Annotated in this window: 20 protein-coding genes; 8 read left to right on the top strand and 12 right to left on the bottom strand. The window is 35.1% G+C overall.

Translation table 11 applies throughout. From position 1 onward, the window contains the following. Positions 1 to 81: 81 nt before the first annotated feature. Positions 82 to 1,035, bottom strand: a complete 954-nt coding sequence (locus QP953_RS14135; protein ID WP_309555534.1) for an electron transfer flavoprotein subunit alpha/FixB family protein — start codon at positions 1,033 to 1,035, stop codon at positions 82 to 84. A 4-nt stretch (positions 1,036 to 1,039) separates the two neighbouring features. After that, on the bottom strand, positions 1,040 to 1,780 hold the full coding sequence (locus tag QP953_RS14130; protein ID WP_052599053.1) for an electron transfer flavoprotein subunit beta/FixA family protein: 741 nt from the start codon (positions 1,778 to 1,780) through the stop codon (positions 1,040 to 1,042). Positions 1,781 to 2,098: 318 nt separating this feature from the next. Between QP953_RS14130 and QP953_RS14125 the strand changes: the two genes are divergently transcribed. Continuing rightward, positions 2,099 to 2,896, top strand: coding sequence for an MbnP family protein (locus QP953_RS14125; RefSeq protein ID WP_309555533.1), 798 nt, complete (start codon positions 2,099 to 2,101; stop codon positions 2,894 to 2,896). Between the two features lie 238 nt (positions 2,897 to 3,134). Here the strand turns inward: QP953_RS14125 and QP953_RS14120 are convergent, their stop codons facing one another. Beyond that, on the bottom strand, positions 3,135 to 4,997 hold the full coding sequence (locus QP953_RS14120; RefSeq protein WP_309555532.1) for a DUF885 domain-containing protein: 1,863 nt from the start codon (positions 4,995 to 4,997) through the stop codon (positions 3,135 to 3,137). A gap of 395 nt (positions 4,998 to 5,392) precedes the next feature. Between QP953_RS14120 and QP953_RS14115 the strand changes: the two genes are divergently transcribed. Beyond that, on the top strand, positions 5,393 to 6,055 hold the full coding sequence (locus tag QP953_RS14115) for a heme exporter protein CcmB (RefSeq protein WP_052598966.1): 663 nt from the start codon (positions 5,393 to 5,395) through the stop codon (positions 6,053 to 6,055). Positions 6,056 to 6,343: 288 nt separating this feature from the next. Continuing rightward, positions 6,344 to 7,147 carry a hypothetical protein gene (locus QP953_RS14110; protein WP_309555531.1) on the top strand — a complete coding sequence of 268 codons (804 nt, stop codon included), beginning with the start codon at positions 6,344 to 6,346 and terminating at the stop codon, positions 7,145 to 7,147. A 36-nt stretch (positions 7,148 to 7,183) separates the two neighbouring features. Here the strand turns inward: QP953_RS14110 and QP953_RS14105 are convergent, their stop codons facing one another. Then, on the bottom strand, positions 7,184 to 7,936 hold the full coding sequence (locus QP953_RS14105; RefSeq protein WP_052598968.1) for an RNA methyltransferase: 753 nt from the start codon (positions 7,934 to 7,936) through the stop codon (positions 7,184 to 7,186). 199 nt (positions 7,937 to 8,135) lie between these two features. After that, positions 8,136 to 9,371 (bottom strand): cyclopropane-fatty-acyl-phospholipid synthase family protein, encoded by a 1,236-nt coding sequence (locus tag QP953_RS14100; protein ID WP_063833170.1) that lies wholly within the window; start codon positions 9,369 to 9,371, stop codon positions 8,136 to 8,138. A 369-nt stretch (positions 9,372 to 9,740) separates the two neighbouring features. On the opposite strand from QP953_RS14100, the gene QP953_RS14095 reads away from it, so the two are divergent. The 4 genes from QP953_RS14095 to QP953_RS14080 all read left to right on the top strand — a co-directional run bounded on the left by QP953_RS14095 (position 9,741) and on the right by QP953_RS14080 (position 14,466). Beyond that, a complete protein-coding gene (locus QP953_RS14095; RefSeq protein ID WP_052598969.1) occupies positions 9,741 to 10,799 on the top strand; it encodes a sensor histidine kinase in 1,059 nt (352 codons plus the stop codon). Positions 10,800 to 10,875: 76 nt separating this feature from the next. Further along, positions 10,876 to 11,589: a LytTR family DNA-binding domain-containing protein gene (locus QP953_RS14090; RefSeq protein WP_052598970.1), complete on the top strand. Its 714-nt coding sequence runs from the start codon at positions 10,876 to 10,878 to the stop codon at positions 11,587 to 11,589. Positions 11,590 to 11,685: 96 nt separating this feature from the next. After that, positions 11,686 to 13,242 carry a hypothetical protein gene (locus tag QP953_RS14085; protein ID WP_052598971.1) on the top strand — a complete coding sequence of 519 codons (1,557 nt, stop codon included), beginning with the start codon at positions 11,686 to 11,688 and terminating at the stop codon, positions 13,240 to 13,242. Positions 13,243 to 13,275: 33 nt separating this feature from the next. Beyond that, positions 13,276 to 14,466: an LOG family protein gene (locus QP953_RS14080; protein WP_052598972.1), complete on the top strand. Its 1,191-nt coding sequence runs from the start codon at positions 13,276 to 13,278 to the stop codon at positions 14,464 to 14,466. A 274-nt stretch (positions 14,467 to 14,740) separates the two neighbouring features. Here the strand turns inward: QP953_RS14080 and QP953_RS14075 are convergent, their stop codons facing one another. The 4 genes from QP953_RS14075 to QP953_RS14060 all read right to left on the bottom strand — a co-directional run bounded on the left by QP953_RS14075 (position 14,741) and on the right by QP953_RS14060 (position 20,244). Further along, positions 14,741 to 15,151 (bottom strand): hypothetical protein, encoded by a 411-nt coding sequence (locus QP953_RS14075; protein ID WP_063833171.1) that lies wholly within the window; start codon positions 15,149 to 15,151, stop codon positions 14,741 to 14,743. Between the two features lie 92 nt (positions 15,152 to 15,243). Next, entirely contained in the window at positions 15,244 to 16,794 is a 1,551-nt protein-coding gene (locus tag QP953_RS14070; RefSeq protein WP_309555530.1) for a glycoside hydrolase family 19 protein, read from the bottom strand. Between the two features lie 477 nt (positions 16,795 to 17,271). After that, positions 17,272 to 18,834, bottom strand: coding sequence for an AraC family transcriptional regulator (locus QP953_RS14065; RefSeq protein WP_309555529.1), 1,563 nt, complete (start codon positions 18,832 to 18,834; stop codon positions 17,272 to 17,274). 237 nt (positions 18,835 to 19,071) lie between these two features. Next, entirely contained in the window at positions 19,072 to 20,244 is a 1,173-nt protein-coding gene (locus QP953_RS14060) for an OmpA family protein (RefSeq protein ID WP_052598975.1), read from the bottom strand. Positions 20,245 to 20,950: 706 nt separating this feature from the next. On the opposite strand from QP953_RS14060, the gene QP953_RS14055 reads away from it, so the two are divergent. Then, positions 20,951 to 21,997, top strand: a complete 1,047-nt coding sequence (locus QP953_RS14055) for an alpha/beta hydrolase (RefSeq protein ID WP_052598976.1) — start codon at positions 20,951 to 20,953, stop codon at positions 21,995 to 21,997. A 138-nt stretch (positions 21,998 to 22,135) separates the two neighbouring features. Here the strand turns inward: QP953_RS14055 and QP953_RS14050 are convergent, their stop codons facing one another. From QP953_RS14050 to QP953_RS14040, 3 genes are all read right to left on the bottom strand, one after another. Next, the gene (locus tag QP953_RS14050; protein WP_052598977.1) at positions 22,136 to 23,020 is read right to left on the bottom strand and encodes a nucleoside phosphorylase; all 885 of its coding nucleotides are present in this window, start codon (positions 23,018 to 23,020) and stop codon (positions 22,136 to 22,138) included. 149 nt (positions 23,021 to 23,169) lie between these two features. Then, a complete protein-coding gene (locus QP953_RS14045) occupies positions 23,170 to 24,015 on the bottom strand; it encodes an ion transporter (RefSeq protein ID WP_309555528.1) in 846 nt (281 codons plus the stop codon). 90 nt (positions 24,016 to 24,105) lie between these two features. Further along, a complete protein-coding gene (locus tag QP953_RS14040) occupies positions 24,106 to 25,731 on the bottom strand; it encodes an acyl-CoA carboxylase subunit beta (protein WP_052599055.1) in 1,626 nt (541 codons plus the stop codon). Between the last annotated feature and the right edge of the window lie 286 nt (positions 25,732 to 26,017).

Genomic DNA, 26,017 nt, shown 5'->3' with positions numbered 1-26,017 from the left:
CAAGTAATTACAGGTTGTTATATCTATATAGTCATAAAAACACTCCATTTAGTGTTCTTACAACCTTCTATTTTACCTTAATTAGTTTTGAGATTTGAACTTTTTCAAAGCCTCATTCAAACGAGGAACAACCTCGAATAAATCGCCAACAACACCATAATCTGCCGCCTTGAAGAAAGGAGCCTCAGGATCTTTGTTGATTACAACAATCACTTTAGATTGATTGACACCCGCCAAATGTTGGATAGCACCAGAAATACCTACTGCAATGTACAACGTTGGACGAATCGCAACACCTGTTTGACCAACGTGCTCGTGGTGAGGACGCCAGTGTACATCTGCTACAGGACGAGAACAAGCTGTTGTTGCGCCCAAGATATCAGCCATTTCTTCAATCATACCCCAGTTTTCAGGACCTTTCATACCACGACCAGCAGAAACTACTAATTCAGCCTCTGGCAATGGCACAATACCTTCTACAGTAGATTGTTCTTTCACTTTTACACGTGCCGCAGGAGCCTCAATAGCCAATGTTTCTACTGCTACATCGCTTCCACTTGCCTCTGGACGGAAAGTATTCGGAGCAATAGTCAATACTTTGTTAGTTGACTTGATTTCGTAAGTAGCAAAACCTTTACCAGAGAATACTCCTTTTTGAACAGAGAAGTTTCCAGCAGTAGGTACGCTAATAACAGCAGATGCCATCCCTGCTTCCATACGAACTGCCACACGACCAGCCAACGATTTACCAGAAGAAGAATGTGCAAAAACAACACAATCTGCACCTAGTTGCTCAGCAGCTTTGCTGATAATAGCAGCATATACTTGAGAATCAAAATCATCTGAAGCAGCAACATTGTATACTTTTGATGCGCCATATTGTCCCAACTTGTCAGCACCTTCAGCTGTTCCGATTGTCAAAGCGATACATTCTGTACCCAACGCTTGTGCCGCCAAATTGCCATAAGTTACTGCCTCTAAAGCAGCTTTTTTGATAGAGCCCGTTAAGCTCTCTGCAAATACTAAAACAGCCATATTATTAAATCACTTTTGCTTCGTTATGTAATAAATTCACTAACTCCTCCATGTTCTCTGGATCAATTAGTTTCACCCCAGTTTTCTCTGCTGGGTAGTCGTATTTAACTACAGTAGCCAAATCAGCAGCTTCAACAGCTGGGATTACTGTAATTGGCTTACGCTTTGCCATCATAATGCCACGCATGTTTGGAATACGTTGCTCTGCCATACCTTTAGCACAACTCAATACAAAAGGAGCTTCTACTTCAACCGTTTCTTCTCCTCCTTCTATATCACGATTAATAGTTGCAGTTGTTCCTGCCACATCCATCTTGGTACCATAAGAGATAAATGGCATATCCAAAAGCTCTGCTACCATAGCTCCTACTTCAGAACCATTGTAGTCGATGGTTTCTTTACCTAACAAAACCATATCAAAACCTTCTGCTTTTGCATACTCAGCTATTTGCTTAGCTGTAAATAGAGCACTACTTGCTTCTGCGTCTACACGTACAGCACTATCTGCACCAATTGCCAATCCTTTACGAATAACTGTTTCATTGGCTTTTGGTCCTACGTGAAACAAGGTCACAGAACCACCTACTTGCTCTTTCAACTCCAAAGCACGTACCAATGCATACCACTCATCGTATGGGTTCATTATAAACTGAACACCATTTGTATCAAATTCTGTATCACCATTAGTGAACTTGATCTTAGTAGTTGTATCTGGCGTCTGGCTTACACAAACTAATAATTTCATAAAATTGTATTTATTTTTAAAACTTTCAATATTTTTTGAAACAACGCCAAATATAGATAAGTCTAAGTGATTTTTATAATGAATTTGCACTTTATTTCAACAATTCCACTTCAGTACTCTAAAATTCAGTAGTAAGATCAATTTTTAATACTTATTTGTGTTGATTCTCACCCTTACAACAACAATTTGAGTGGATGGTTGATGCTTTTTTTATCTAAATTGATAGTTTAATATTCAAATTTGAAGTTGTATATTCGGAATACTTTAGGATCTTTGATTCCCAACTTAATTAAGAATGCTTACCAAAATCTACGAATTATGTTCCTTCAAAAACATTTCTTTTTTTATGCATTATGTGCTATTCTAAGCTTACAAAGTTGTGCAGAGCGCGTTGGGTGTATTGATCCAAAAGCCGTTAACTATGATTCTAATGCGCAGTTAGCTAGCAATGATTGTGTTTACCCTACCTTGGCCATCGAATTTGATTTTAAAATGGGCAATCTTCCTTTTGAAATCAATCGAATTTATACCATAAATGGTCATAAAACTGCCTTTAAGGAGCTTCAATTCTATATTTCTCAAATCAAATTAGTACGATCTGATCAAACGTCTATAGAGGTTAATAATTTATATCCACTGGTAAAAAAGACGAATACTCACATCCCCATAGGAACTGCTTTTTTAGAAACGTATGAACAACTTCAGTTCAACGTAGGAGTTGATCCAGCTGCCAATGCTCTGATAACAAACTACTTGACAGATGCTTCCCATCCTCTTGCCTTACAGTCTCCTGATACCATGCATCTAAGTTTAAACGAAGGTTATATTTTTCTAAAAATGGTTGGGAAAGTAGATCGAAATGGGGATGGTATTCCCAATGAAAATGAATCTTTTGACTTTCGAATCGGTAGCAATACTTTATTACAAAGCATTGATTTACCTATCCAAAAAACGTTAACAGAATCAGCAGAAGTCATAGCACTAGAAATAGATGTAGCAATGTTATTAGATAGTGTCAATTTGCAGATAGAGAAAAAAACACATACTTCAGATAACTTTGCTTTAGCTCAAAAAATAGCCCATAATATTCCTCAAGCGATAACCGTTCAATATTAAAACATAGGAGTTATCCATGAAGTAACAACATAACTGATTACTATATCACAATAGTTCGTTGAAAAACTTTATTAGTTTGATAATTAATAAGTTATGATTTTATCGCATTTTGTGTTAAAATTTTGATTATCAAACTAATATAAATGTGCTTTTTTATCTTTTTGGTAACTAAGCTTGCGATCTCACGAGCGTAGCGAGCTAAAAAAGTAAAAAATCAACGAACTACTAATATCAATTACTAGTCTTTTTTAGATTGGACGTATTCCTCAACCAGATCTTGCAGAATATCCAATGGCACCTTTCCATTTGTCAATAAAACTTCGTGAAATTCTCGTATATCAAATTGATCTCCTAACGCTGTCTCTGCATATTTCCTCAATTCCAAAATAGTAATCATTCCTACTTTGTAAGTTACCGCTTGCCCAGGCAAAACAATATGTCGTTCCACCATTTTTTCACAAGTAGATACCTGATTAGGAGTATTCTCTTTATAATAATCAATCGCTTGATTTCTTGTCCATTTTTTGTGATGAATCCCTACATCTACTACCAATCGGCAAGCCCTCCACAACTCCCAAACCAATCGACCAAAATCCGAGTAAGCATCTTGATAGGCTCCCATTTCTTTGGGTAAGTATTCTGCATACATGCCCCACCCCTCAATATATGCGGTATAAGAATCCTCTAAACGACGAAATTGTGGCAAATCAGATAAAGACTCCTCTATAGAAATTTGCAAATGGTGTCCAGGTATAGCTTCATGGTAGACACTAACATCCATTTCATATTTAGGCAAATCCCCCATATCTCTAGTATTTACGTAACAAACCCCAGGTGCATTACTTCCCAATACAGAGGTCTTATAAAAAGTTGTAAATGTCGACTCTCTAAAGGATTCTATAGACCGAACAACAACATCTTTGTTTGGCTTAGAAATAAACCAAGTATCCAATTGCACAATCATTGAATCAATAATTTTTCTTACATTTTTTAAGTAGTCATTTCTTCCTTTGTCTGTATTAGGGTAATAAAATTGGGGATCACTACGTAAAAAGCTGAAAAACGCTTGCAGATCGCCTTTGTAATTTAGTTTTTTGATAATCGCCCGCATCTCTTCATGAATTCGAGCGACTTCTTCTATCCCTAAGTTATAAATCTCATCTGCCGTTAAAGAAGTTGTGGTTTGCTCTCTTAACTTGAAGGCATAATACAGTTCTCCTGCCTCCCATTGCCAAACACCTATACCATCACTTGCCTTGGTTTCCAAAACTTTTAAATGGTGATATAATTTTTGATAAGAAATAATAAACTTTTGATTAAAAGCATCCAACAAACGCTGTTTTAGAGTTGTCTTTTGCTCATTTTTTAAATCAAGTAAAGCTATTTTTTGCTCAAATTTTTTAATAATTAAATTGGGCGCATCAGGTGTCGTCTTGATAATCTCGTTAATAGAAGCCAATACCGTAGGAAACAAAAACTTGGGTAAAATAATGCCCTTTTTTTCACGTATAATCAAACCCGCTATTAATTCATCAATCTTCTTTGGAACATTTCCAACCCTACTAATATACGCTTCAGCATCTCTTAAGTCATTAATTTCATGCTGATTAATTAACAAAGCAGGAATCCTTAGATGCACACCATTCATTGCATTAATAGGATAATTATGATAACGATAACGATAGGCTTCTATTTCTGTTTTGAGTTTATCTTTTAACAACCTCGCACTCAACAAAGTTGCCTCGTCCAAGCAAGCTTCTCTTAGAATACTATCTTCTAAATAACTGAGTATAGCTTGGTTGTAAGAATGCTCAATTTTAAGATGTTCTGTACTCAAGGATGTCCACTGGTTGTTACTATCTTTTCTGCCCAACCTACTTTGCCATTCGGGATCTCGAAGTATTCGTTCTTCAAAGTAACGTTCAAATAACAAATTAGCCTTAGTTGTTCCTGCTTCTATTTCTGCGGTAGTACAATCCCTAGTTAACTCAAATGAATCTGGAGTTTGCTCCTTAAAGAGATACAGATAGCTTACATAAAACAATACCGCCAACAATACCGCAATAACAAACTTAACTTTTATATTAAAATATCCTTCCATTTTAGATTCCAATAGACTATCAAGTGTCAATCTCTTAGACAGAGTGTAGCACTCAACAAACATCAAAAATTCAATTCTATCTTTCTTATTCTACCTTGACATTTACCAATAGTGGTTTGCTAATTTTTTAGCAGATTACTATTAGAATAATACTCCGTTGCTTTTTTAGTTTTCTTACGAACCCGCAGGCTCACGAAGTAAAAACATAAAAAACCATCTTGCATTAGCTTGATTATCAACCTTTTAGCACAAAAGCCAACAAAAGTACATCTTACTAATAATCAACTGCGAAGCACTCATGCAATAAACTAATACGATTTTTCAACGGAGTAATGGTTAGAATAAATCCGTCATCTTATTACAAAATTAATAAATAATGCTAATTTTGCGCTAATATGAATATACTAACTGAAACGAGGCATTTATTACTAAAAGAAATTCGTTTGGAATTTCGCCAAAAATATGCGATTAGCGGCATTTTATTGTATGTTATATCGACTGTTTTTGTCGTTTACATCACATTAGGGCAAGAAGTAGGTGGAGCAGTTTGGGCTGCTTTATTTTGGATTATTGTACTATTTGCCTCTGTCAATGCTATTGCAAAAAGTTTTGTTCAAGAAAGTCCACGTCGGCAACTCTATTATTATGCTCTATCCAATCCTGCTTCTGTTATTTTGTCCAAAATGCTCTACAACGGATTGTTACTTTTAGTTATTTCCTTTCTTGCTTTTGCTGTTTTTTCAGTCGTGGTTGGTAACCCTGTTAAGTATCCAAGTTTATTTTATCAAACTCTTGCACTTGGAGCAATTGGTTTTTCCATTACCTTTACATTCATTTCGGCTATTTCTGCCAAAGCCAATCAGAGTGCCACACTCATGGCTATACTAAGCTTTCCTGTCATTATACCGATGTTAATGACCTTAATGCGCCTAACAAAAATAGCGATAGGTTTGATGACCGATACGGCGTATTATCAAGATATGCTCATTTTGCTTTGCATTGATGTTATCTTAGGTGCCTTGGCATTTATTTTGTTTCCTTATTTGTGGCGAGACTAACTTGTATATTCTGAAATATACTTTCTTATTGATCTAATACAGCAAATTATGAATACCTAATTTGCGCTCTTCTCTTTAGCTTTTCAAGTTTTGGGCAAATCGCTCTCTCTCCTTACATTCTTAAAAACGAGCTACTTACTAATCCTTTAACGCTTGTTATTTATCTTCTATAATTTGCAAATTTCACCATTATTGTATAACTTCATACATATTCGCTGTTTGGCTATTTCTCATCTTAACATATAGCAGATTGTTTGGTCTCAAAATATTATCCCAAAAAAAACACTTATGCAAACACTATTCAACTTTAGTCCTTTTATATTACTATTATTAGCGGTAGCATGTAATACATCTAATAATTCTAATCCTATAAATATTACCGTTTCAGAAACTAGTATTGAAAAAATGGGATTAGCTGACAATTCTATTATCATGCAAGTGGAAGTTACGAACGGAACGAACCAAGCAGCGACTATCCATTGGGATCGCATCGAGCAACAGACCGTTCTAGGATGGACGTACGAGTTAAATGGGAGCACCTCCAATTCAGGCACTTTAAATATTCCTGCGAATACATCTATTGATGTTACTCTGACCATCACACCTAATGGAAATATCGGTGTTGGAATGGGAAGTATAGAGTTTTACGACCCCATGCACCAACAACTCACCTCAAAAACAGTTCATTACAAATCAACAGCACTCAAGGAATATTTTAGATTGAACTTAGCCAATCCTTCCAATGCTACGAGCTATATCAGCAACTCTACTCCAACAGAGTCATACATTCATCATGTTTGGGTTATCAATGATAATACAACTCCTATCGCAGTTCACTGGAAAAGAACAGAAGAAAGTCGCATACCTTCTAACTGGGTACTGGCAGCAAAAACACATGAAATTTGTTATACTCCCCCCATTTTATCCGACGTATTCACCTCTATCCCGCCAATGGATTCCGTGCCTTTTAAGTTAATTTTTGGTCACCATAACCAGACAGGCTATGGAGAAGCAACACCCATTTTTTGGGTCAACACAGATAGTTCAAATAGTGTTAAATCTCAACTATTTACTTACAAGGTTTTGCCTTAACTTTAATCTATGTTTAGATTATGATTCATTAATAATCTACCGTTTTTTTCGTCGCATTATTTCAGAGGCAACTACTGTTGCAGCGCAAGCAACGTTCAAAGATTCAACATCATTGGCCATGGGAATAAACAAGTGCTTGTTGGTTAATGCTTCTGTCTGAGGAGACACACCATCCGTTTCATTCCCCAACACAAAAATCCCCTTGGTCTCTAATGATTCTTTATAAATATTTGTTCCTTTTTCTCCCGACAAACCATAAATAGAATAACCAAAACTTTTTGCTTTTTTCAACACAGGTGTCAAGCGTTCGCATTTTAGAATACGACTCTTAAATACGACCCCTGCGGAGGCTTTGATGACCAATGAATTGAGCTTTGCACAACCCTTTCTTGGCAATATGATGCCATCTACACCTAAAGCCGTACAAGAACGAATAATCATGCCTACATTGCCTGGAGTTGTAATGCCATCTAAAGCAATGAGTGTCAAATCTGCTCCTTGGTGTGCTTCCAAGAACTGAATCGCATCGTCCATTTGTGGCGTATGAACATCTGCTGCAACTCCTTGATCCTGTTTGGGATGCTTAGACATTCTAGAAACTTGATCTGCTTCCAAACGCAAAACTTCAATTCCTCTTCGCTCACAAGCTGCTATAATTTTTTTGATAATATCAGCTTTTGCTTTTCTAGCAATAAAAACCTTAGCGATATCTAAGGCCTCATTCTCTAGAATTTCTAAGACAGGCTTGCGCCCATAAATGGTCAAAAATTGATCTCTTGGATGTTTCATGATTTTTATACTAACACAATCTAATTGGAGGAACAAAGAACTGTTAATAAAAATGAACTTTGCCAACTAAAAACGAGAAAAAAAGCTGCCCCAATTACTTAGAGCAGCTTTTCTATTTATTACGGTATTATTGAAAGAATTCAACAGTATGCTTCTATTTCTAAAAGCTCATTCTTTCCGAAAAGTGAATCTTAACAGATTATTTCACCATCGTTTTTTTCTTTCTAGTTTTGTACTCTTCCATGATTTTTTCAGAAGTAGAGTCAGAAGCAACAGAAGAAGTATTCTCAAATTGTTGAGTTTCGCCCAAAGCTACTTTACCAATGTATCTATTTCTAGGTACGTGGTTAACGTTTTTGTGGCAAATGATTTGATAAGCAGAAGAACCACCAATAGCTGCAATTCTAGTAGACCAACCCAAGAATACTTGATACATTCTAAATTGCATTCTTCCGTATTTCTCGATTACTTGGTCTTTGTTGCTCATCCAGTTGTCATACCATGCAGCAATTGTTTTGCTGTAGTGGATACCAACATTCTCCACAGATTGGATTTCAAATCCTGCTTTTTCGATTCTTCTAAGATCCCAACTTACAGGCATACTTGCATCTGCACCTGGGAAAATATATTCATTCATGAACAATCCCCAAACAATTGTTTCTTGGTCTGGTCCACGCAACAAAGATTTTCTTTCTCTCAAAGCAGCAATTTGCAAGTAGAAAATACCATCGTCTTCCAACAAATCATAAATTTGCTCCATAAATTTTTGGAAGTACTTGATACCTACGTGCTCAGCCATTTCCAAACAAGTAATTTTATCATATTTTCTTCTAGGGATGTCTCTATAGTCCATCAAAAGGATTCTAGATTGATCTTCCATACCATTTTCTTTGATCAATTTTGTTCCCCATTCAGCTTGTTGAGGTGTAATCGTTACACCCGTTGTATCCATATTGTAGTTCTTAGCCATGTGAGCAACCAATGTTCCCCATCCACAACCAATATCCAAAAGGCTTTCACCTTCTTTTAATTGCATTTTTTGTGCAATCAAGTCCAGCTTGTTATCTTGAGCTTGCTCTAGTGTTTCGTCTTCAGTTTTGTAGTATCCAGAAGTATAAACCATACGTGGTCCTAAGAACCATCTGAAAATATCGTTTTGATCATCATAGTGGCTCAAAATAGTCTCTTCGTCCATTTTTTGTGAATGGCTCATGATTTCTGGTAGAAACTCTGTAACAAAGAATTTGTAGTGGTGACCTACAAAGTTAAAATCACACAATTCTTTAATGTTATCGATGAATTCCATGAAATCACCTTTCATATCTATATCACCTTTTAGATAATCTTCTATCCAGTGTCCAGCCTCTACTTTATTGCCAGAGTATCTCTTCTTTAATTTTCTGTTTCTTACTTCAACAAAATCTGAAATTCTCATTATTAATAATGATTTTTTAGTGAATAAAAATTAGGAGTTTTGATTGTAATTATTCTAATGATGCAAGAAAATCAAGTTCCCCCTATTTTAGATTTAAAGTTTGTATATTGGGAGTGTGTAAATCAAAAGTACGATTCATCTTACCACACCCAAACAACGACTAATAATCAAAGGGTTAGCAAACACTAGCACCTTTATAATTATTGTCATGACTTATCTCATCAATTAAATTTAGTCGGTATTGGGTATCGTCTAGTCTAATTTTGCACAAATTTATGTCAATAAATCTTATTATTGTAATAATTCCTAAATTTTATTCGCTCTTAGTGCTTGATAAGCAGATAAACAAACTACACATTCAATTAATTTATGTCACTACTTGCTGCACAAAATAGTATAAAAAAAAGCTATGAATTCATCTCTAACCGAGTTGTTTACCATGCTCTTATTTGGTTCTGTTATATGCTAGCACTGTTATTTTTAGATAGTGGAGAAGAAAGCTTCCTTACCATTCTTAGGAATACAGTTATCCATGTTTTTTTTCTAATGCTTATTGTCTATACGAATTACCTCTATTTGATTCCTAATTACCTATCCAAAAAGCGGTTTATCTCGTACCTTTTGCTCTTGCTTTTTACAGCAGCTGTCGTCATGCCCATTGAGATGGTTTTTCTATATTGGAATATTGCTGAGAAAGAAAATATTGAAGCACAGCTTGAGTTGCTAAAAAAACAATACGGTCACTTTATATTCCTATTTTTAACCTTAATCATTAGTACCATTCTAAAAATCACCAAAGAATGGTTGTTGCAACAAGCGGTACAAAAAGACTTAGAAAACAAAAACTTGCAGTCAGAGTTAAGTTTTTTAAAATCTCAAATCAACCCACACTTTCTTTTTAATACGCTCAATAGCCTCTATGCACTAACGTTAAAAAAATCAGACAAAGCGCCAGAAATAGTGCTTCGCCTGTCTGAAATGATGCGATACATGCTTTATAAAAGTAATGAAAAAAAAGTACCTTTAGAGCAAGAGATTAATTACATTCAGAATTACTTAACCTTAGAACGAACTCGTTACGGAGACAAAGCTAGAATCGAATTTGAATGTGCAGGAGATTCTCCAAGCAACTACAGCATTGCCCCCCTCTTGTTTATTACTTTTTTCGAGAACAGTTTTAAACATGGTTTGAGTCAAAGTATTACCGAAGGATTTGTAGAATGCTTAATTTACATAGAAGACAATACGGTTGATTTCACCATTCAAAATAGTAAAACGAAAGAAAAAGACGAACGCTATTTTCAAGGAGGCATTGGCTTGGTTAATGTCAAGCGACGATTAGAACTAATTTACCCTGACAAATACATTTTGGATATACACGAAACAGATGACATTTATTTGGTCAATCTAAAAATTGATTTAAATTAATCTCTTAATTTCTTAGATAATCCATTGCTTTTATACCCCAATACCAATTTTCTATAAACCATAAAAAACTTTTAAAATGAATGTTATAATTGTTGATGATGAGCCATTAGCACAAGAAGTTATAGAGACTTATATCAGTAAGTTTCCTGCCCTAAATTTGATTGCCAAATGCAGCAATGCTGTAGAAGCTTTCGATGTTTTGAATAGCAATAATATTGACTTGATGTTTTTAGACATACAGATGCCTCAAATATCGGGCATTGATTTCTTAAAAACACTTCCTAACCCTCCACAAGTAATTTTCACAACGGCCTATTCAGAATACGCTATGGATGGTTACGAATTAAATGTTGTTGATTACTTACTCAAACCAATTTCTCTAGATCGCTTTGCAAAAGCCGTTAATAAGGCGGTGGCCAAAGAACAGCAAATTCAAGAAAATGAGCCTAATTTGCCAACCAATACAGAACCCGCAGACTATATTTTTGTCAAAGCAGATAAAAAGCTTATAAAAATTCGATTTGACCAAATCAATTACATTGAAGGTCTAAAAGATTATGTTATCTTACATACTCCAAATGGTCGTGTAGTTACTTTACAAACTATGAAAAGTTTAGAAATTAAACTTCCTTCGGATATTTTTATGCGTGTCCATCGATCATTCATTGTTAATTTGGCAAATATTTCTGTTATTGAAGGAAATACGGTTCAAATTGAGAAAAAAATTATTCCTATTGGAAAAAACTACAAAGATGTTTTGTTGAATATTATCAACAAAAATAGATTATAAAGCCATCGTCACCCCGATCTATTTGCCCCAAGAACTTTTTCATCATCTTTTTCTTGAACGTCCTAATCAAACGTTTGAGATTAAATCAAAGAATCAATGGAGCAAAATCAGAAGTTATATTTATTTCAACTTATCAAATCATTGTCTGTATCAGAAAAGGGATATGTCAAAAAATTCTGTGCAAAAAATGGTGCCAACCCCTCTTATTTAAAATTGTTTGATGCTATAGACTTACAAACAACATACAATGAGGAAAGTATTAAAAAGAAGTTCAAAAATCAAAAGTTTGTCAAACAACTATCTGTTGCTAAAAATTATCTGATCAAATCAATTCTAAGAAGTCTTAGAGCTTACCATTCTGAATCTACCAACAACATTCAGGTGCATGAGTTACTCTTAGAAATAGAAATCCTCTATAACAAACGCTTGATAGGTCTTTGCCAAAAATTGATCAAAAAAACTAGACGAATTATTGAAGAAGCTCAACTCTATCACCATGCCGAAGAATTGGCTTTTTGGGATTTTCGGTTGGCGTTATTACTACCCTCTAGCCATCAAATTGATGCTCATATGGAAGCCAATAAGGCTTTTGCCAATAAAGGGTTGCAAGCAACAAGTGTCTTATCTGAATATAGACACCTTGCCTATGATGTATTTAAATTTGGTATCAAAGAAGGATACTCTAGAGAGGAAAAAGCCAAGACAATGGCGCAGGAGTTTAGCGAGCACCACCTGCTAAAAAATTTGCCTGATTCCAACAATGCCAAAGCAGTAGCTCGATACCACAATATTTGGAATAAAATCCATGAAATAAATACAGATTTTGAACAAGGTTATGAATCTAGCAAGGGATTTGTAAAAGTGATCCAAGAAAACCCGAAGGTCTTTGAGGACTACCTAATGTCTACTGTTGTTCCAGCACATTATAATTTATTGGGTTGTTGTATTTTGCTGAATAAGGAAGCCACTTTTTATCCCAATTTGCAATATTTAAAAGACATTCCTAAAACGTATAAGTCAAAGAATGAAACTATTCACCGTCTTACACACTACTATGCGGTTTCTTTGGAGTTACAGTTTTATACTCAAAATGCCTATTTTGACAAAACACCTGCTTTGCTCCCCGAAGCAGTCAAGATTGTTGAAGAAGGAAATTTGATTGCTTTTGGTTTAATTCTTTTTCATATCGAACTGTGTTATAGTATTGCTTACGCCTATTTTGCACTGGGAGATTATGAAGCATCCGAAACATGGGTTAACAGAACATTGGAACATCAAAAAGACAATCTACGAGAAGACATCATGTGCATGGCACACCTACTTCATTTGGTTAACCATGCAGAAATGGGAAGCATCCAATACTTAGATTATAAATTGCGTTCGACTTACAACTTCATCAAACGAATGGAAAAAATTCACAAGTTCGAGAAAGTAACCTTACAGTTTTTAAAAAAACTTATTAATGTCAAAAACAGTACAGAATTTATTACCTTGATAAAAGTTTATAAAGAAAAGTTTGAAGCTATAGAGCACCTGCCTTTTGAACGCATAATTATCAAGAACTTTGATATTATTAGTTGGATGGAAAGCAAACTTCAACATAAAAAATTCCTTACGGTAGCAGCTTCGAGGCGTTCTAAAAATTCAATGTAACAATCCCTCCCCTTCGGATTTATACCAAATATCATGAAAGAAATTGACCATAAAAAAGCGTTTAAGGCTTGGATAGAAACACCAAATGCTATCCTTCCCAAAGTAGCGATTCAAAGCCTTGACTTAAAAGACTTTGAAGCATTAATGATGCAAAAATCATATCCCGACACCCTGTTTTTAGGTTGCCAATTATCCGATGCTGTTGCAGGGCATATTGTTCAAACTGGTGGTACGGTTATACCAAGTTCCAAAGAAGTTTTGTTTAAATCTCACTTAGCGCATCTTTATACCTGTGAAGAATTGTTTGAAGGGTTTGATCCTAATGATAAAATGGGGTATCACAAAACATTGGATTATAAAATTTATGAACAATATGTAGAGCAAGGTAAAGATTTTCCAAAATCTATTCATGTCAGTCTAATGCGTCGTCTGCACGACCACAGTATCACAGAAGCCTTAATGGAAGCCATTGCTGGTCAAAAAGTCGTTGCTATTATGGGAGGACATGGAATTGAAAGAAGTTCTCCTTTTTACCAAAAAGTAGCTCGTATTTCTTGGGAATTAACACAAAAAGGTTTTCTGCTTGTTAGTGGTGGTGGTCCTGGTATTATGGAGGCAACTCATGTAGGGGCTTATTTTGCAACTAGAAGCCTTGACGAAATGAACGACGGTATACAAATGATGTCCGTTAGACCTTCCAATGCCATACCAGGCAAGGAATACAGCGACTGGGATTGGTTGCATCGAGCCATGAAAGTTATAAAAGCCTACCCACTTACAAGTGATTGGATGAAGGCAAAAAGTATGAGTATCGGAATTCCTACATGGCTCTATGGCCATGAACCTCCTGCTCCTTTTGCCACACATATCGCAAAATATTTTGCCAACTCTGTACGTGAAGATGGTTTGTTGGCAATCGCCAAACACGGTGTTATTTTTGCTCCAGGAAGTGCAGGAACTACACAAGAAATTTTTCAAGACGCTTGCCAAAATCATTATGCTGCTTACAATACAGACTCTCGTGTCAAACGCTTTGTTTCTCCTATGATTTTGTTTGGCATTGAGCATTGGACTAAAGTGCGACCTGTTTGGAATTTAATGCAAACCGTTACGCAAAATCAACGCTATCAAGAGCTACTCAGTCTAACGGATGATGCTGATGAGATTATTAATAAAATTGTAGCATATAATCCTGCCGAATACCAATATCCTTCTTCAATTTAAGCAAAGAAACTACACAACAATAGTTCGTTGAAAACTTTATTAATTTAATAATCAGCAAGTTATACTTTTACTACATTTTGTGTTAAAATTTTAATTATCAACTGCGCAGCACTCATGAAGTACCACGAAGTAGCAGCGCAGCTAAACTAATATAAATGTGCTTTTTTATCTTTTTGGTAACTAAGCTTGCGATCTCACGAGCGCAGCGAGCTAAAAAAGTAAAAAATCAACGAACTACTAACACAAAGTAATGCCCTCAAAATAACAAGTCTTGCTAAGCCCTATTTACGTAAATAATTTCAGGGTGTTGACCATCCTCATCCCTTTTGTTTCTACCAAATAACCCAATCACATAGTCTTGTGCTTCTGGATCTTCGACTTCAGACGGATGGACATAAGTGTACATGCCGTAACCATGTCCTGCAATCACCCAACCTTCGGTTTTATTGAGTGTGATGGTGTTAAAGTCACCTGCGGGAGAGCCAACGTGTACAGGACCAAACTCTTTCATTTTTTGCATGGCAAGTGCTTCAATAGTTTCTCCTTTTTCCAAGTTTTCGATAATAATATACGTTCCATTCTTAAACAGTACCCAATCCTTAAAATGTGGATTGATGGCTAATTTAACATGTTCTATCAAAGCTTCTTTGGTAAGGTTGTTATTTTTCATATCTGACTTTTTCATCAGCAACAATCTATTAGAACATTTGGTTCAATAGAAGCAACTAAAAGGCAACTCTTAGTTGCTTCTCTCATAAATATCAGTCTTAAATCACTTTACTGGCAAACAACTATTTTGGTATAAAAACATTGGTTATCCATTTGTATTTTTAAGCTATAAATACCTGCTGCTTGTTCTTGAAGGTTGATTAAATCATACTTGCCATTCAGCCTCTGTTCTTTTACCTTTCTACCAACAGCATCAAATACTTCAACCATACCAAACTCTTGCAATTCTCCTTTCAAATCTATATAAAAAACGCCTTGATTGGGATTCGGATAGATTTTGTAACCAGTACTTTGCAAACAATAAACCGTACTAATCTTGCTATAACTCGCCTCGTTATTTGCCGCTATAACTTTTAGACGATAATAATTTTGTCCATTTATAGGATTCAAATCCTTGAAATTATAGATTTCAGCTTCATTGATGCCAATTACTTGTCCTATAACCTCCCAATCTATACCGTTAGAACTGCGTTGAATTTCAAAAAATCGACTATTTTTTTCTACTTTGATTTTCCAGTGCAACAAAATAGTTTGATTAGAAATAGATTGTGCTTCGAAATCCAAAAAATGATTATCTAGAATAATAGGTTCGTAATAACAATTGATATAATCCTCCATTGCATCTGTAGTAGATTCATAGCATAAGGTAGAATAGCCATTGGCATCCTCCGCTGCTATTTGAGCATTTGTCAATCCCATTATACCTAAATAATACTTATAGAGTTCTGATCGTAAAACTACTTTCTGTGTAAAAGCTGCGGAGGAACTGCTCCTACATTCTAACCCTCCATTAATAATATTGTTGGTATGGGCAAAACCTTTTGTATACATTTTATTAGCCGAATAGTCTCCAACGTCTGCCCTCCATAAATCATGCATTACTTGATGAGCAGAGGGTTTGGGACATTGAGGCATCATCCAAAACCAAATAGCAGATTTAAAAGCTAATACCCCATCTTGCTGGATAGAATCGGGATTATTCAATAAAATGGTGGCATTATTGAATAAAAATTTACTAAATTGACCATAATTATAATTCCACGACAATTGAATAGGTCCTCGACCATAATACCCCACCAAAGGATTCGGTGGGTAGTCCGCATGAGCTTGCGAGTATGCTCCTGCCCCGTTCGTACTATTGTAGCCTAGTTCATGTACAAAATATAGTCCCCAATCTGCATAATCTCCCGACGCACCACCACCAACAGGCAATTGCCAACCTCCAGTAGTTTCTTTAGATATGTTTGCCAAAAAAGCCCCCAATTCTCTTTTGTTATCTAAACTAGATGTCCTATTGATAAAATCTTCAAAATCGACATTGATAATATTCTCAGGGCTTGGGTTCGTATGCCACCACGGGTCAACATTGGAGTAAATATAGGTGAACTGTGTTGATTTCTTTGTAATGGTTATTAATTGCCCCCAAACACCTGGCTTAATTCTGATTTCTACTAAATAGTCTGACATTTCTAAAGCCGCCTGCATCAAGTTATTGTACGAATAAAAGTCTGCTGTGTACCCTTGAGGATGTACGCCAAATGTCCCTGCTCGTTTGGGGAATAAGGCATCCCACTGCGTTTGAGTTAGTAAACTACTCAAGTTACTATTTTGGGAATATGACTTGAATATACATAACACCAATCCTATTGCTAGAACTATTCTAAATCTTGAGTTTTTTTTGTTCATGATTTTCTTCTTTATTCTTTTATAATCTTAATTGATCTTCCCCTATACAATTCTCCAAATCATTGCTTTAGAAAAGGAATTACTTGTTCATTTTTATGAGAATTCAGTACCTTCAAAAAAATAGTACGTTAGTCCCTTTTAAGAGAAAAAAAATAAAAAAAATACTTCTTCTTATTTTAGTTAAATAAGATTTACTGTTTGAACTTTGTCTAACCGTTGCCATAATTTATATTATTTCTATTTTTAAAAATCACTAATACAAGACAAATGTACCCTAGAAATAGAAATCAAGCAAAAAAAACACAATCAACTGGTTAACAAGTACATTCAATTGGTCAATCGACTACCTATTTGTTCAATTCGGCAAAAAGATAGTCTTTTACATAACACTTAAATAGGTGTAGAGCGATTTTTTCTGAAATAGGAAGGGGTTAGCCCCGTAATCTTTTTGAAATTGGCATTAAAGGTAGATATAGAAGCAAAGCCTACCTCTTTAGCAATTCCTTCTATGCTGTAATGGTCAAAATCCGATGAAGCTAACATTTTCTTAGATTCCAAAACACGAAGTTCATTAATCCATTGACTAAAAGTTTTTTGATAATGAGAGTTGATAGCATCTGAAAGATAGGTTCTATTGGTGTTTATTTTTTTGGCTAACTTTTCTAATGTTAGACCTCTATCTTTATGTATTTCGTTTTTATCAATTACTTCTTCAAGCGTCTCTATTATTTGAGAATAATCCATTGTCTTCGAAATTATCCGCTTTGAATGAACAGGCTCTTTTTCTATCTGTATTGATTTCAGTTGCTCTTTTAGCAAAAATTTATTTTTCTCTCTAAGCAAAACCAATTGTCTAGACAAAATTAGGCACCCTATAACTAGTAAAATGCAAAAGAAGAAGAGTACCTTCTTTTTTTCTGCTTCTAATTTTAATAATTTGGCATTCATTTCTTTTTCCAACTCCTCTCGCTGAATCTTATGAAAGAGATCCATTTCTACAATTTTTTCAGATACGATATTGGTATTATAATGATTGCGGATACTATCTGCTACTTTAAGGTGTATATAAGCACTATCCAGTTGCTTGTTTTTGTAATAAAGATCACTCAACGCATATTGAAACCGAAACACATCCAACTTAAAGCCATTTTGCGCTGCTTTAATTAAACCTTGATAGTAGAATTTTTTAGCGAGCTCAAACGAATCCTGTTTCAAATAAATATCTGCAATATTCCCATACGTTCTTAATTCTGCAAAATTGTCTTTATTTTTTTTTATTATCCCCAAAGCATCTAATAGATAACTTTTTGCTACTTCATTTTTTCCCAAATAGCTATTCGTTAGTGCCATATTCAATTTTAGATACAGCGAATTTCTATTCTGCCCCAATAGCTGTTCATACACCTTAGCTCTTTCAAAAGTTATTTTAGCCGCTTGGTGTTTTAAAGAGGCATTCAAACCAACCCCTATTCTAATAATTTTATCTTGAATAATTTCTTTAGGTACATTACTCGAATCAATAATCAAATCCAAACTCTTTCGATATTGCTTGGTAGCAAATTCGGGATGCATAGAGCGCAAAGCGATGCTTCCCATAGTACAAAAGTATTCAGATTGAACAATAGCAGGATATAAATCTAATTTAGAATTTATAGCAACTAATAGATCCAATGCTCTGTCATGATTTCCTAACTTATCAATAGCTCTTGCATAAGCAATCGTATTAATTATCTTTAAATTTTCTTGTTCTATCTCATTGTTAAGCTGCTGATAGATAGAATCTACTTCATAAAGCTTTTGCCCCGTTTTGTACAATTGAGTGTACAGATAAACATCTAAAATTTCATTTTTTGAAGCAGCCTCAAAAAGGCTTATTTTTTTTATTGAATCTTGCCCTTTCAAAGCAACCACACATAATAAAGTAAAAGTAATTATTAGATTAATTATATTCATAATGCATTATTTAAGAGCCTCTACTCTGTAAATCTATACTTTCTATTAAGGAAAAATGTTGGTATAATAGGCTATTCCAAAGCCCCGAAAAGGAATTCAAAAACTTAAAGCGACATCTAAATATTACTCTTTATCAAGAGATAAAGATGAAGTGTAAAATCATAAAAAAGAGCTAAGAGTAAAATTATTACTCTTAGCTCCTATCTATTTATAAGACGTTGATAATGTCTCTATATCCTATTGCTCAGCAGTATCTGGTTTGACTGCTTCTAAAGTAGTATTTTTTACTTTACCAGAACACAGTACTTCTGCTTCAACTCGGCGATTCATTTCGCCACCATTTTTATATTGAATCAATGGTTGCGCCCCTCCATGATGAATTGTAATGATACGATTGGCATCAATTCCTTTGCTCATTATAGTGCGCTTTACCGTAAATACACGCTTTTGAGAAAGTTCTAAATTTTTGAAAGCATTTCCAAAAATATCTGTGTGACCATGTAATACAATTTTTGCTTTGGGATGAAAAGTCAAATAATCAACAATCATGTTAATTGTTTTCATCGCTTTTATACGTCCCACAAATTCAGCTTTATTATCATGAAAATAGATATTGGAAAGAATCACACGCTCATTGCAAGCTAAATCTTCTATAGAAGCCATTTTTTTAGGCATATAATCAATCGGTTCTAGCGATTTTGCCAAAGGATTTTCAACTACTTGTTCCGTTTTATTTTTTTTGTCAAAAGTAGATTCTTCGGCTAACGTTGTTGCATTATTAATATCTGGATAATTAACCTTTTCTTGTTGACTGTAAAAACGTTGGATAACTGCTTCCATTTGCGTTTCTGTTCCTAAAATTTTGCTATCCTTGGTCTTTAGAAGAATATCATTGCAATTGAATCGTTGTGTCCCATCTTCATCCAAATCACCTCCTATCAAATGCACTGTTCGTACAGAACGAGGCATCATTTCAAAGTGCACTTCACAAGTAATTACATCTCCCTTTTGAGCATTTACTTTTTGGCTTTCGTTAGCTGCCAGCTCTACAACTTTCGCCTCGTCGTTTAATCGAATATTTTTAACTGTTGCAGCTCTAGTAATTGTATAAGCTGAAGAGGTTTCTGAACGTGTCGAAGTTGTTAATTTCCAAGATTGGTCTTTGCCCGCACCATAAAAGCCGACTATGTCATTGTCCGCATTGGCTACATATCGAAAAAAAACCACCATATTGTTTTCAGTGTAATCTATTTTGGAGATGAGAAAATCATCTGATAAAGTTCGGTATTTAGGCAGATAGTCGGTATAATCTGCTTCTGATGTTTGAGGAGCGGCATTTGCTTGGGACAGGCTACATAACAACAAGCCTAAAAAGCAAAAAACTGTTGCAAATCTGCTATGATTTCTCATTTTAATTACAAAGTTTTAAAACTATAAGGGGAAGTAATAATATCTTTAATGCTCTTTTCTATGTCCAAGATACACTTTTTTTTAAAAACTTGTTAATACTTTGACAATTAGTTAAAACATACTTAAATTTTATATCCTTAAAAATCAAGGTTTTTTGCCCCATTATATTGTTTAGTTAGTCAGGTATAGAGGTGATTTATATGACATATAACATTTTGTTATAGCAAAAAGTTTTCATTTAGTTGACACAACAGGTTTTGGAACTTAAGATACAAACTTATTTCGGCGATCTAGCTCGTATAAAATTAACTTTTGTAGACACATTTCTCAATATGTGAACTATTGGGGTAGCGTTTTGAGCTTATCTCCGATTGCAACTATAAATAATAAAAAACTTTGTTATATGTCATATTTACCCTCATGAACTCAGCACATAAACCAATAACAATCAGTTAAAAACCAACCCATTGATAACTAAATTTCAAAAAGCATATTAAGAAACAAATAAACCTAGCACTAGTGGTTATTATTAAATTTATCATTTATTAACATTTGTTTAAGTTCAAAGTTTTTCCTAATTTTATCCGTCCGCTTTCAATATCTCACCATCCCCTCACCAATACTAACCATATTCCTACTTTCAATATCTATCCTTTTTTTTTCCTAACGAAGGAGAAAGGGGAATTTTTTAATCAAAAAAAAGAAGATGGCAACAGTACAGGCGAAGATGGCAACTTTTTTCTTGCGAAAGTTAAAAAGTCGTGCGTTTAAATTAATGGACAATCACACCGTTTTCAGGGCAGAAAAAGAAAAAATTTTCAGCCGTGTTCCTTGTCCTAAATCAGTCAAAGTCAAATACTTCAATATAGAGGGAGTAGAAGCCGCACGATTTATTCCAAGAAAATCAAAATATGCCCATAAAATCGTTTTGTATTTACACGGAGGTGGATATACTTCTGGTTCTATCAAAAGTCATGCTGGTTTAATTGGCAAAATCGCTTCTGAGACAGGTATTCCACACATTGCCATCAATTATCGTTTAGCTCCTGAACACACCTATCCAGCAGCATTGAATGATGCCATAAAAGCTTACTTATGGTTGATAGAAAAGGAGCATTTTAATCCCAAAGACATTATCTTGATGGGAGACTCAGCAGGTGGTGGTCTAACATTGTCAACATTGCTAAAAATAAAAAAAATGGGTTTAGAAAATCCTCTAGCTGCTGTTGTTATATCTCCTTGGACTGACTTAACTGTTTCTGGCGATTCTGCCCTTTCTAACCCAGAAAAAGATCCTATTTTAGACGTTGCCAAAGCAAGAGAATGGGGACAATGGTATGCAGGAAATACGCCTTTAGAGCACCCTTTTGTCTCTCCTTTATTTGGTGATTTGTCTGATTTGCCTCCCATATTAATACAGGTAGGGACAGAGGAAATTTTATTAAGTGATGCAGTGCGTTTTGCCGCATTTGCTGCCATGAAAGATTCCGATGTGACCTTAATGATAGAAGACGGGATGTCTCATGTATGGCATTTTTTCTGGCAATATATTCCTGAAGCTAAAACTGCAATTCAAAATATTGCTCAGTATTTAGATAAAAAAATCACACAACAGGAACCCATCAACGAATGGCAAATGATGCGCACAGAAAGTTCTAATTCTATAGGTCGTAGAACAGCAACTGTTGCCAAACTTTCTTATGAGGCTTTTAAATTGGGCAAAAATGTTTTGAGAAAGAAAATTTCTAACTAATCCGACCAAATTAGCCATACCGCTAACTATTTGCGTGATATATCAAAAATATAGCCGAATGACCATAATTATTTGATCATTCGGCTATAAGTTTTTTGTCTTAATATTTTGTTTATTATGTATGGGTAGTAAGCTCAACTACGCTCCTAAATATACTTCAAAGAACGAACGAATCAGTTTCTTTTCCAATTCCTTTGGTGCTGTTGCAAAAGCTCCTGTTGGGCGGTTGGCAAGGATAACATTCAAAGCCAATGCTTTGTGCCCCAAGACACTTGCTAGACCATAAATTGCAGATGTTTCCATCTCCAAATTTGTTACATTTAAGTTATCATAAGAAAATGGTTCCAGCAAATCAAACAATTCAGGCACAATACTCTCCGCTCTAATGGTTCTATTTTGTGGCGCATAAAATCCAGTTGCAGTCGCCGTAATTCCATGTTTCCATTCTGGTGCTTGAAACAAATCAATCAATGATTGAGAAGCACTGCTGTAAGTTGGAGGAATTGGAAAGTCGAAATTTAAGTTATCTAAAAAAGCATTAAAATCTCGCTTCAATCCCTTCGTTCTCTCATTGAGATACTGTTTATAAAAGAGCATCAAACCATCAAATCCTATCCCATAATCCGCTACAACGAAACTTTCTACAGGAATATCTTTTCGGATAGCTCCAGAAGTTCCTAGGCGAATCAACTTCAAAGCCGTGTGTTCTTCTTTAAAAGTCCTAGTTTTGAAATCGACATTTACCAACGCATCCAATTCATTGACTACAATGTCAATATTATCCACTCCTATCCCACTAGCCAAACAGGTAATTCGTTGATTACCAATTCGTCCTGTTGTGGTAATAAATTCTCGTTTCTGCTTTGTCAATTCAATAGAATCAAAATGCGCAGCTACTTTTTTTACTCGCTGCGGGTCTCCAACGAGGATAATTGTTTCTGCAATATCTTCTGGACGAATTCCCAAGTGGTAAATACTTCCATCAGGGTTTATAATCAAATTGGCGTCTTTTAATGCTTCCATAGTTGTCTATTTCTATCTATTTTATATTCTCTACAAGGAGAAAAATTAATATTTAGGTCGTCTAAAAACCTAAACCTCTAAAGATAGTAAAGAAAAAACGTTGCGACAAGAAAAAATGAACATAGATAGTCCTGTACTATTGAAATGCCTTAAATCTGTGGCGGAGACTTTTTCTGCTCCTCCAACAAGGTTAAAATGCGATCTACTTTATTTTCTAGTTTTTTTACATCTTCTTTAATCATCCCTACCTGCTCTTCCAATTCATCGTTATTATCACTAACCATCGCGTCAACAAAAATAGAATTGACAATTGACAACCCGATAACACCTCCAAAAACTAGTATTATAATAAAGTACAACTTGGTAAAAAATGCCTGTAATAGATTTACTTTCCCACCTTCAGCAATAGCTTCAGGAATCGCATTCCAACCTTCTATTGTAAACACTTTGAACATACTATAGTAGGAAACAATAGGGTCACCAAAATATTCAGGTGCAATATTTTGATACATATAGCACGATAAGATGGACATGATAAACACAAAAAGAAAAAAACCTATCAAGACCATAAAAGAAGCACGCATTGCTTCTCGTATGGAATTAAAAATATGCTCTACCTGTGGAAAGAATTGTATAAATCGGAAGAATTTGAAGACTCGAAAAACTCTAAACACCAGTAAGAAACCAATGTTTGCCGTTTCATAATCAATAAACATTCGTGCAACTAAAGGAGGCAACGATAATAAAATTAAGGCAACATCAAATTTATTCCAAGTAGGTTTTAAATACTCTCTTAACCCAAAATGGCGCCCTTTGACAAGCACCTCTACCAAAAAACAAAAAGAGATAATATCATCAATCAACATAAACAGATGATGCGCCTCTACTCCTATTGTTTTAATTGGAAAACCTTGTAGAAAAATAATCACAGCATTGATAGAAATCAAGGCAAGAATTATCTTGTCATTTAGAAAGATTTTTTTCAGTAGATTCATAAACGGATTATAAGGATATTATAAATGCTGATGGTGAACTATTTACAAATAGTTCACCATCAGAAATTTAAAGTGCTGTACTTTCAAAATCTAAGTCTGAATAATACCTGGATTAAATTTCTCTACAGGTGCATTATTAGCAGCTTCGATTCCTTGAGAGATCACAAAACGTGTTTCTGTAGGGTCAATAATAGCATCTACCCACAAACGAGCAGCCGCATAATACGGTGTTGTTTGCTTGTCGTAACGATCTGTGATTTGATCCAACAATTTCTTTTTCTCTTCTGGTGTTACTTCTTCTCCTTTTGCTTTTTGAGAAGCAGTTTGGATTTGGAGCAAAACCTTGGCGGCTTGCGAACCACCCATAACGGCAACTTTAGCTGTTGGCCAAGCAACAATCAAACGAGGATCATAAGCTTTGCCACACATGGCATAATTTCCTGCACCATAAGAATTTCCCATGATAACAGAGAACTTTGGTACCGTAGAATTAGATACAGCAGATACCATTTTTGCCCCATCTTTAATGATTCCACCATGTTCTGAACGAGTACCAACCATAAATCCAGTTACATCGTGCAAGAAAACTAAAGGAATTTTCTTTTGGTTACAGTTCATAATAAAACGAGCTGCTTTATCAGCAGAGTCAGAATAAATCACTCCACCAAACTGTACCTCGCCTTTTGCGCTTTTCACGACTTGGCGATTATTAGCAACAATCCCAACAGCCCAACCATCAATTCGAGCATAAGCACAGATGATTGTTTTTCCATACCCTTCTTTGTATTCTGTAAATTCAGAATTATCCACCAAACGCTTTATTATTTCTTTACTATTGTATGGTTTAGAACGCTCTGCAGGTAAGATACCAAAAATCTCTTTAGGATCTTCTTTAGGCAATTGTGGTGTTTCTCTAGAAAAACCAGCTGTTTCAAATGTTCCAAACTTATCGACTAAATCTTTGATGGTATCCAAGCAAGTCTTATCATCTGGCATTTTATAATCTGTTACACCAGAAATTTCGCTTTGAGTCGTAGCCCCCCCCAATGTTTCTTGATCAACCGTTTCTCCAATAGCAGCTTTTACCAAATAAGGTCCTGCCAAGAAAATAGAGCCTGTACCTTCTACAATCAACGCCTCATCCGACATAATTGGCAAATATGCCCCTCCGGCTACACAACTCCCCATAATAGCAGCAATTTGAGGAATACCTTGGCTTGACATTTGAGCATTGTTGCGAAAAATACGCCCAAAGTGCTCTTTATCGGCAAAAATCTCATCTTGCATAGGCAAGAAAACACCTGCTGAATCCACTAAATAAATAGTTGGCAAGCGGTTTTCCATCGCAATCTCTTGAAAACGCAAATTTTTCTTTCCTGTAATAGGAAACCATGCCCCTGCTTTTACGGTAGCATCATTCGCAATAATCATACATTGACGTCCACGAATATATCCAATACCACCAACAACACCCCCTGCTGGACAACCACCATAATCTGCATACATCTCATGCCCAGCAAAAGCACCTATTTCTAGAAATTCTGTATCATCGTCAATCAAATAATTGATGCGCTCACGGGCTGTCATTTTACCCTTTTTGTGTAATTTATCAATTCGCATTTGACCTCCGCCCAAACCAATGGTTTTAAGCATACGACGCATTTTAGCAACCTCTAGTTTGTTTGTATCTTCGTTTCTATTAAATTCTAAGTCAATCTTTGTAGGTGTTTCCATATTGTATGATTATAATTGATAGTGTTTTGTCATTTAATGATTTATCTTATCTTGACCGATAATTCTATCATTTTATTTTTGTACAAACCTCCAATAGTTCTAAACAAACATACGAAACTGACTATCAAACCAGTTTAAGATGCTTTTGGTATTTTTCATCTATCAAATGAATACTTTTATTTATTGAATAAATAAAAAACAAAGAACTATTAAATTTCAATACAACTTAATTTTTATGGTTGACAAAGATAGAATTTTTTGTGAAAAA

Source organism: Aureispira sp. CCB-E (assembly GCF_031326345.1).
Lineage (GTDB): Bacteria > Bacteroidota > Bacteroidia > Chitinophagales > Saprospiraceae > Aureispira.
The sequence above is the reverse complement of the archived record's forward strand: the minus strand, read 5'-3'. Positions and strand labels throughout refer to the sequence as shown.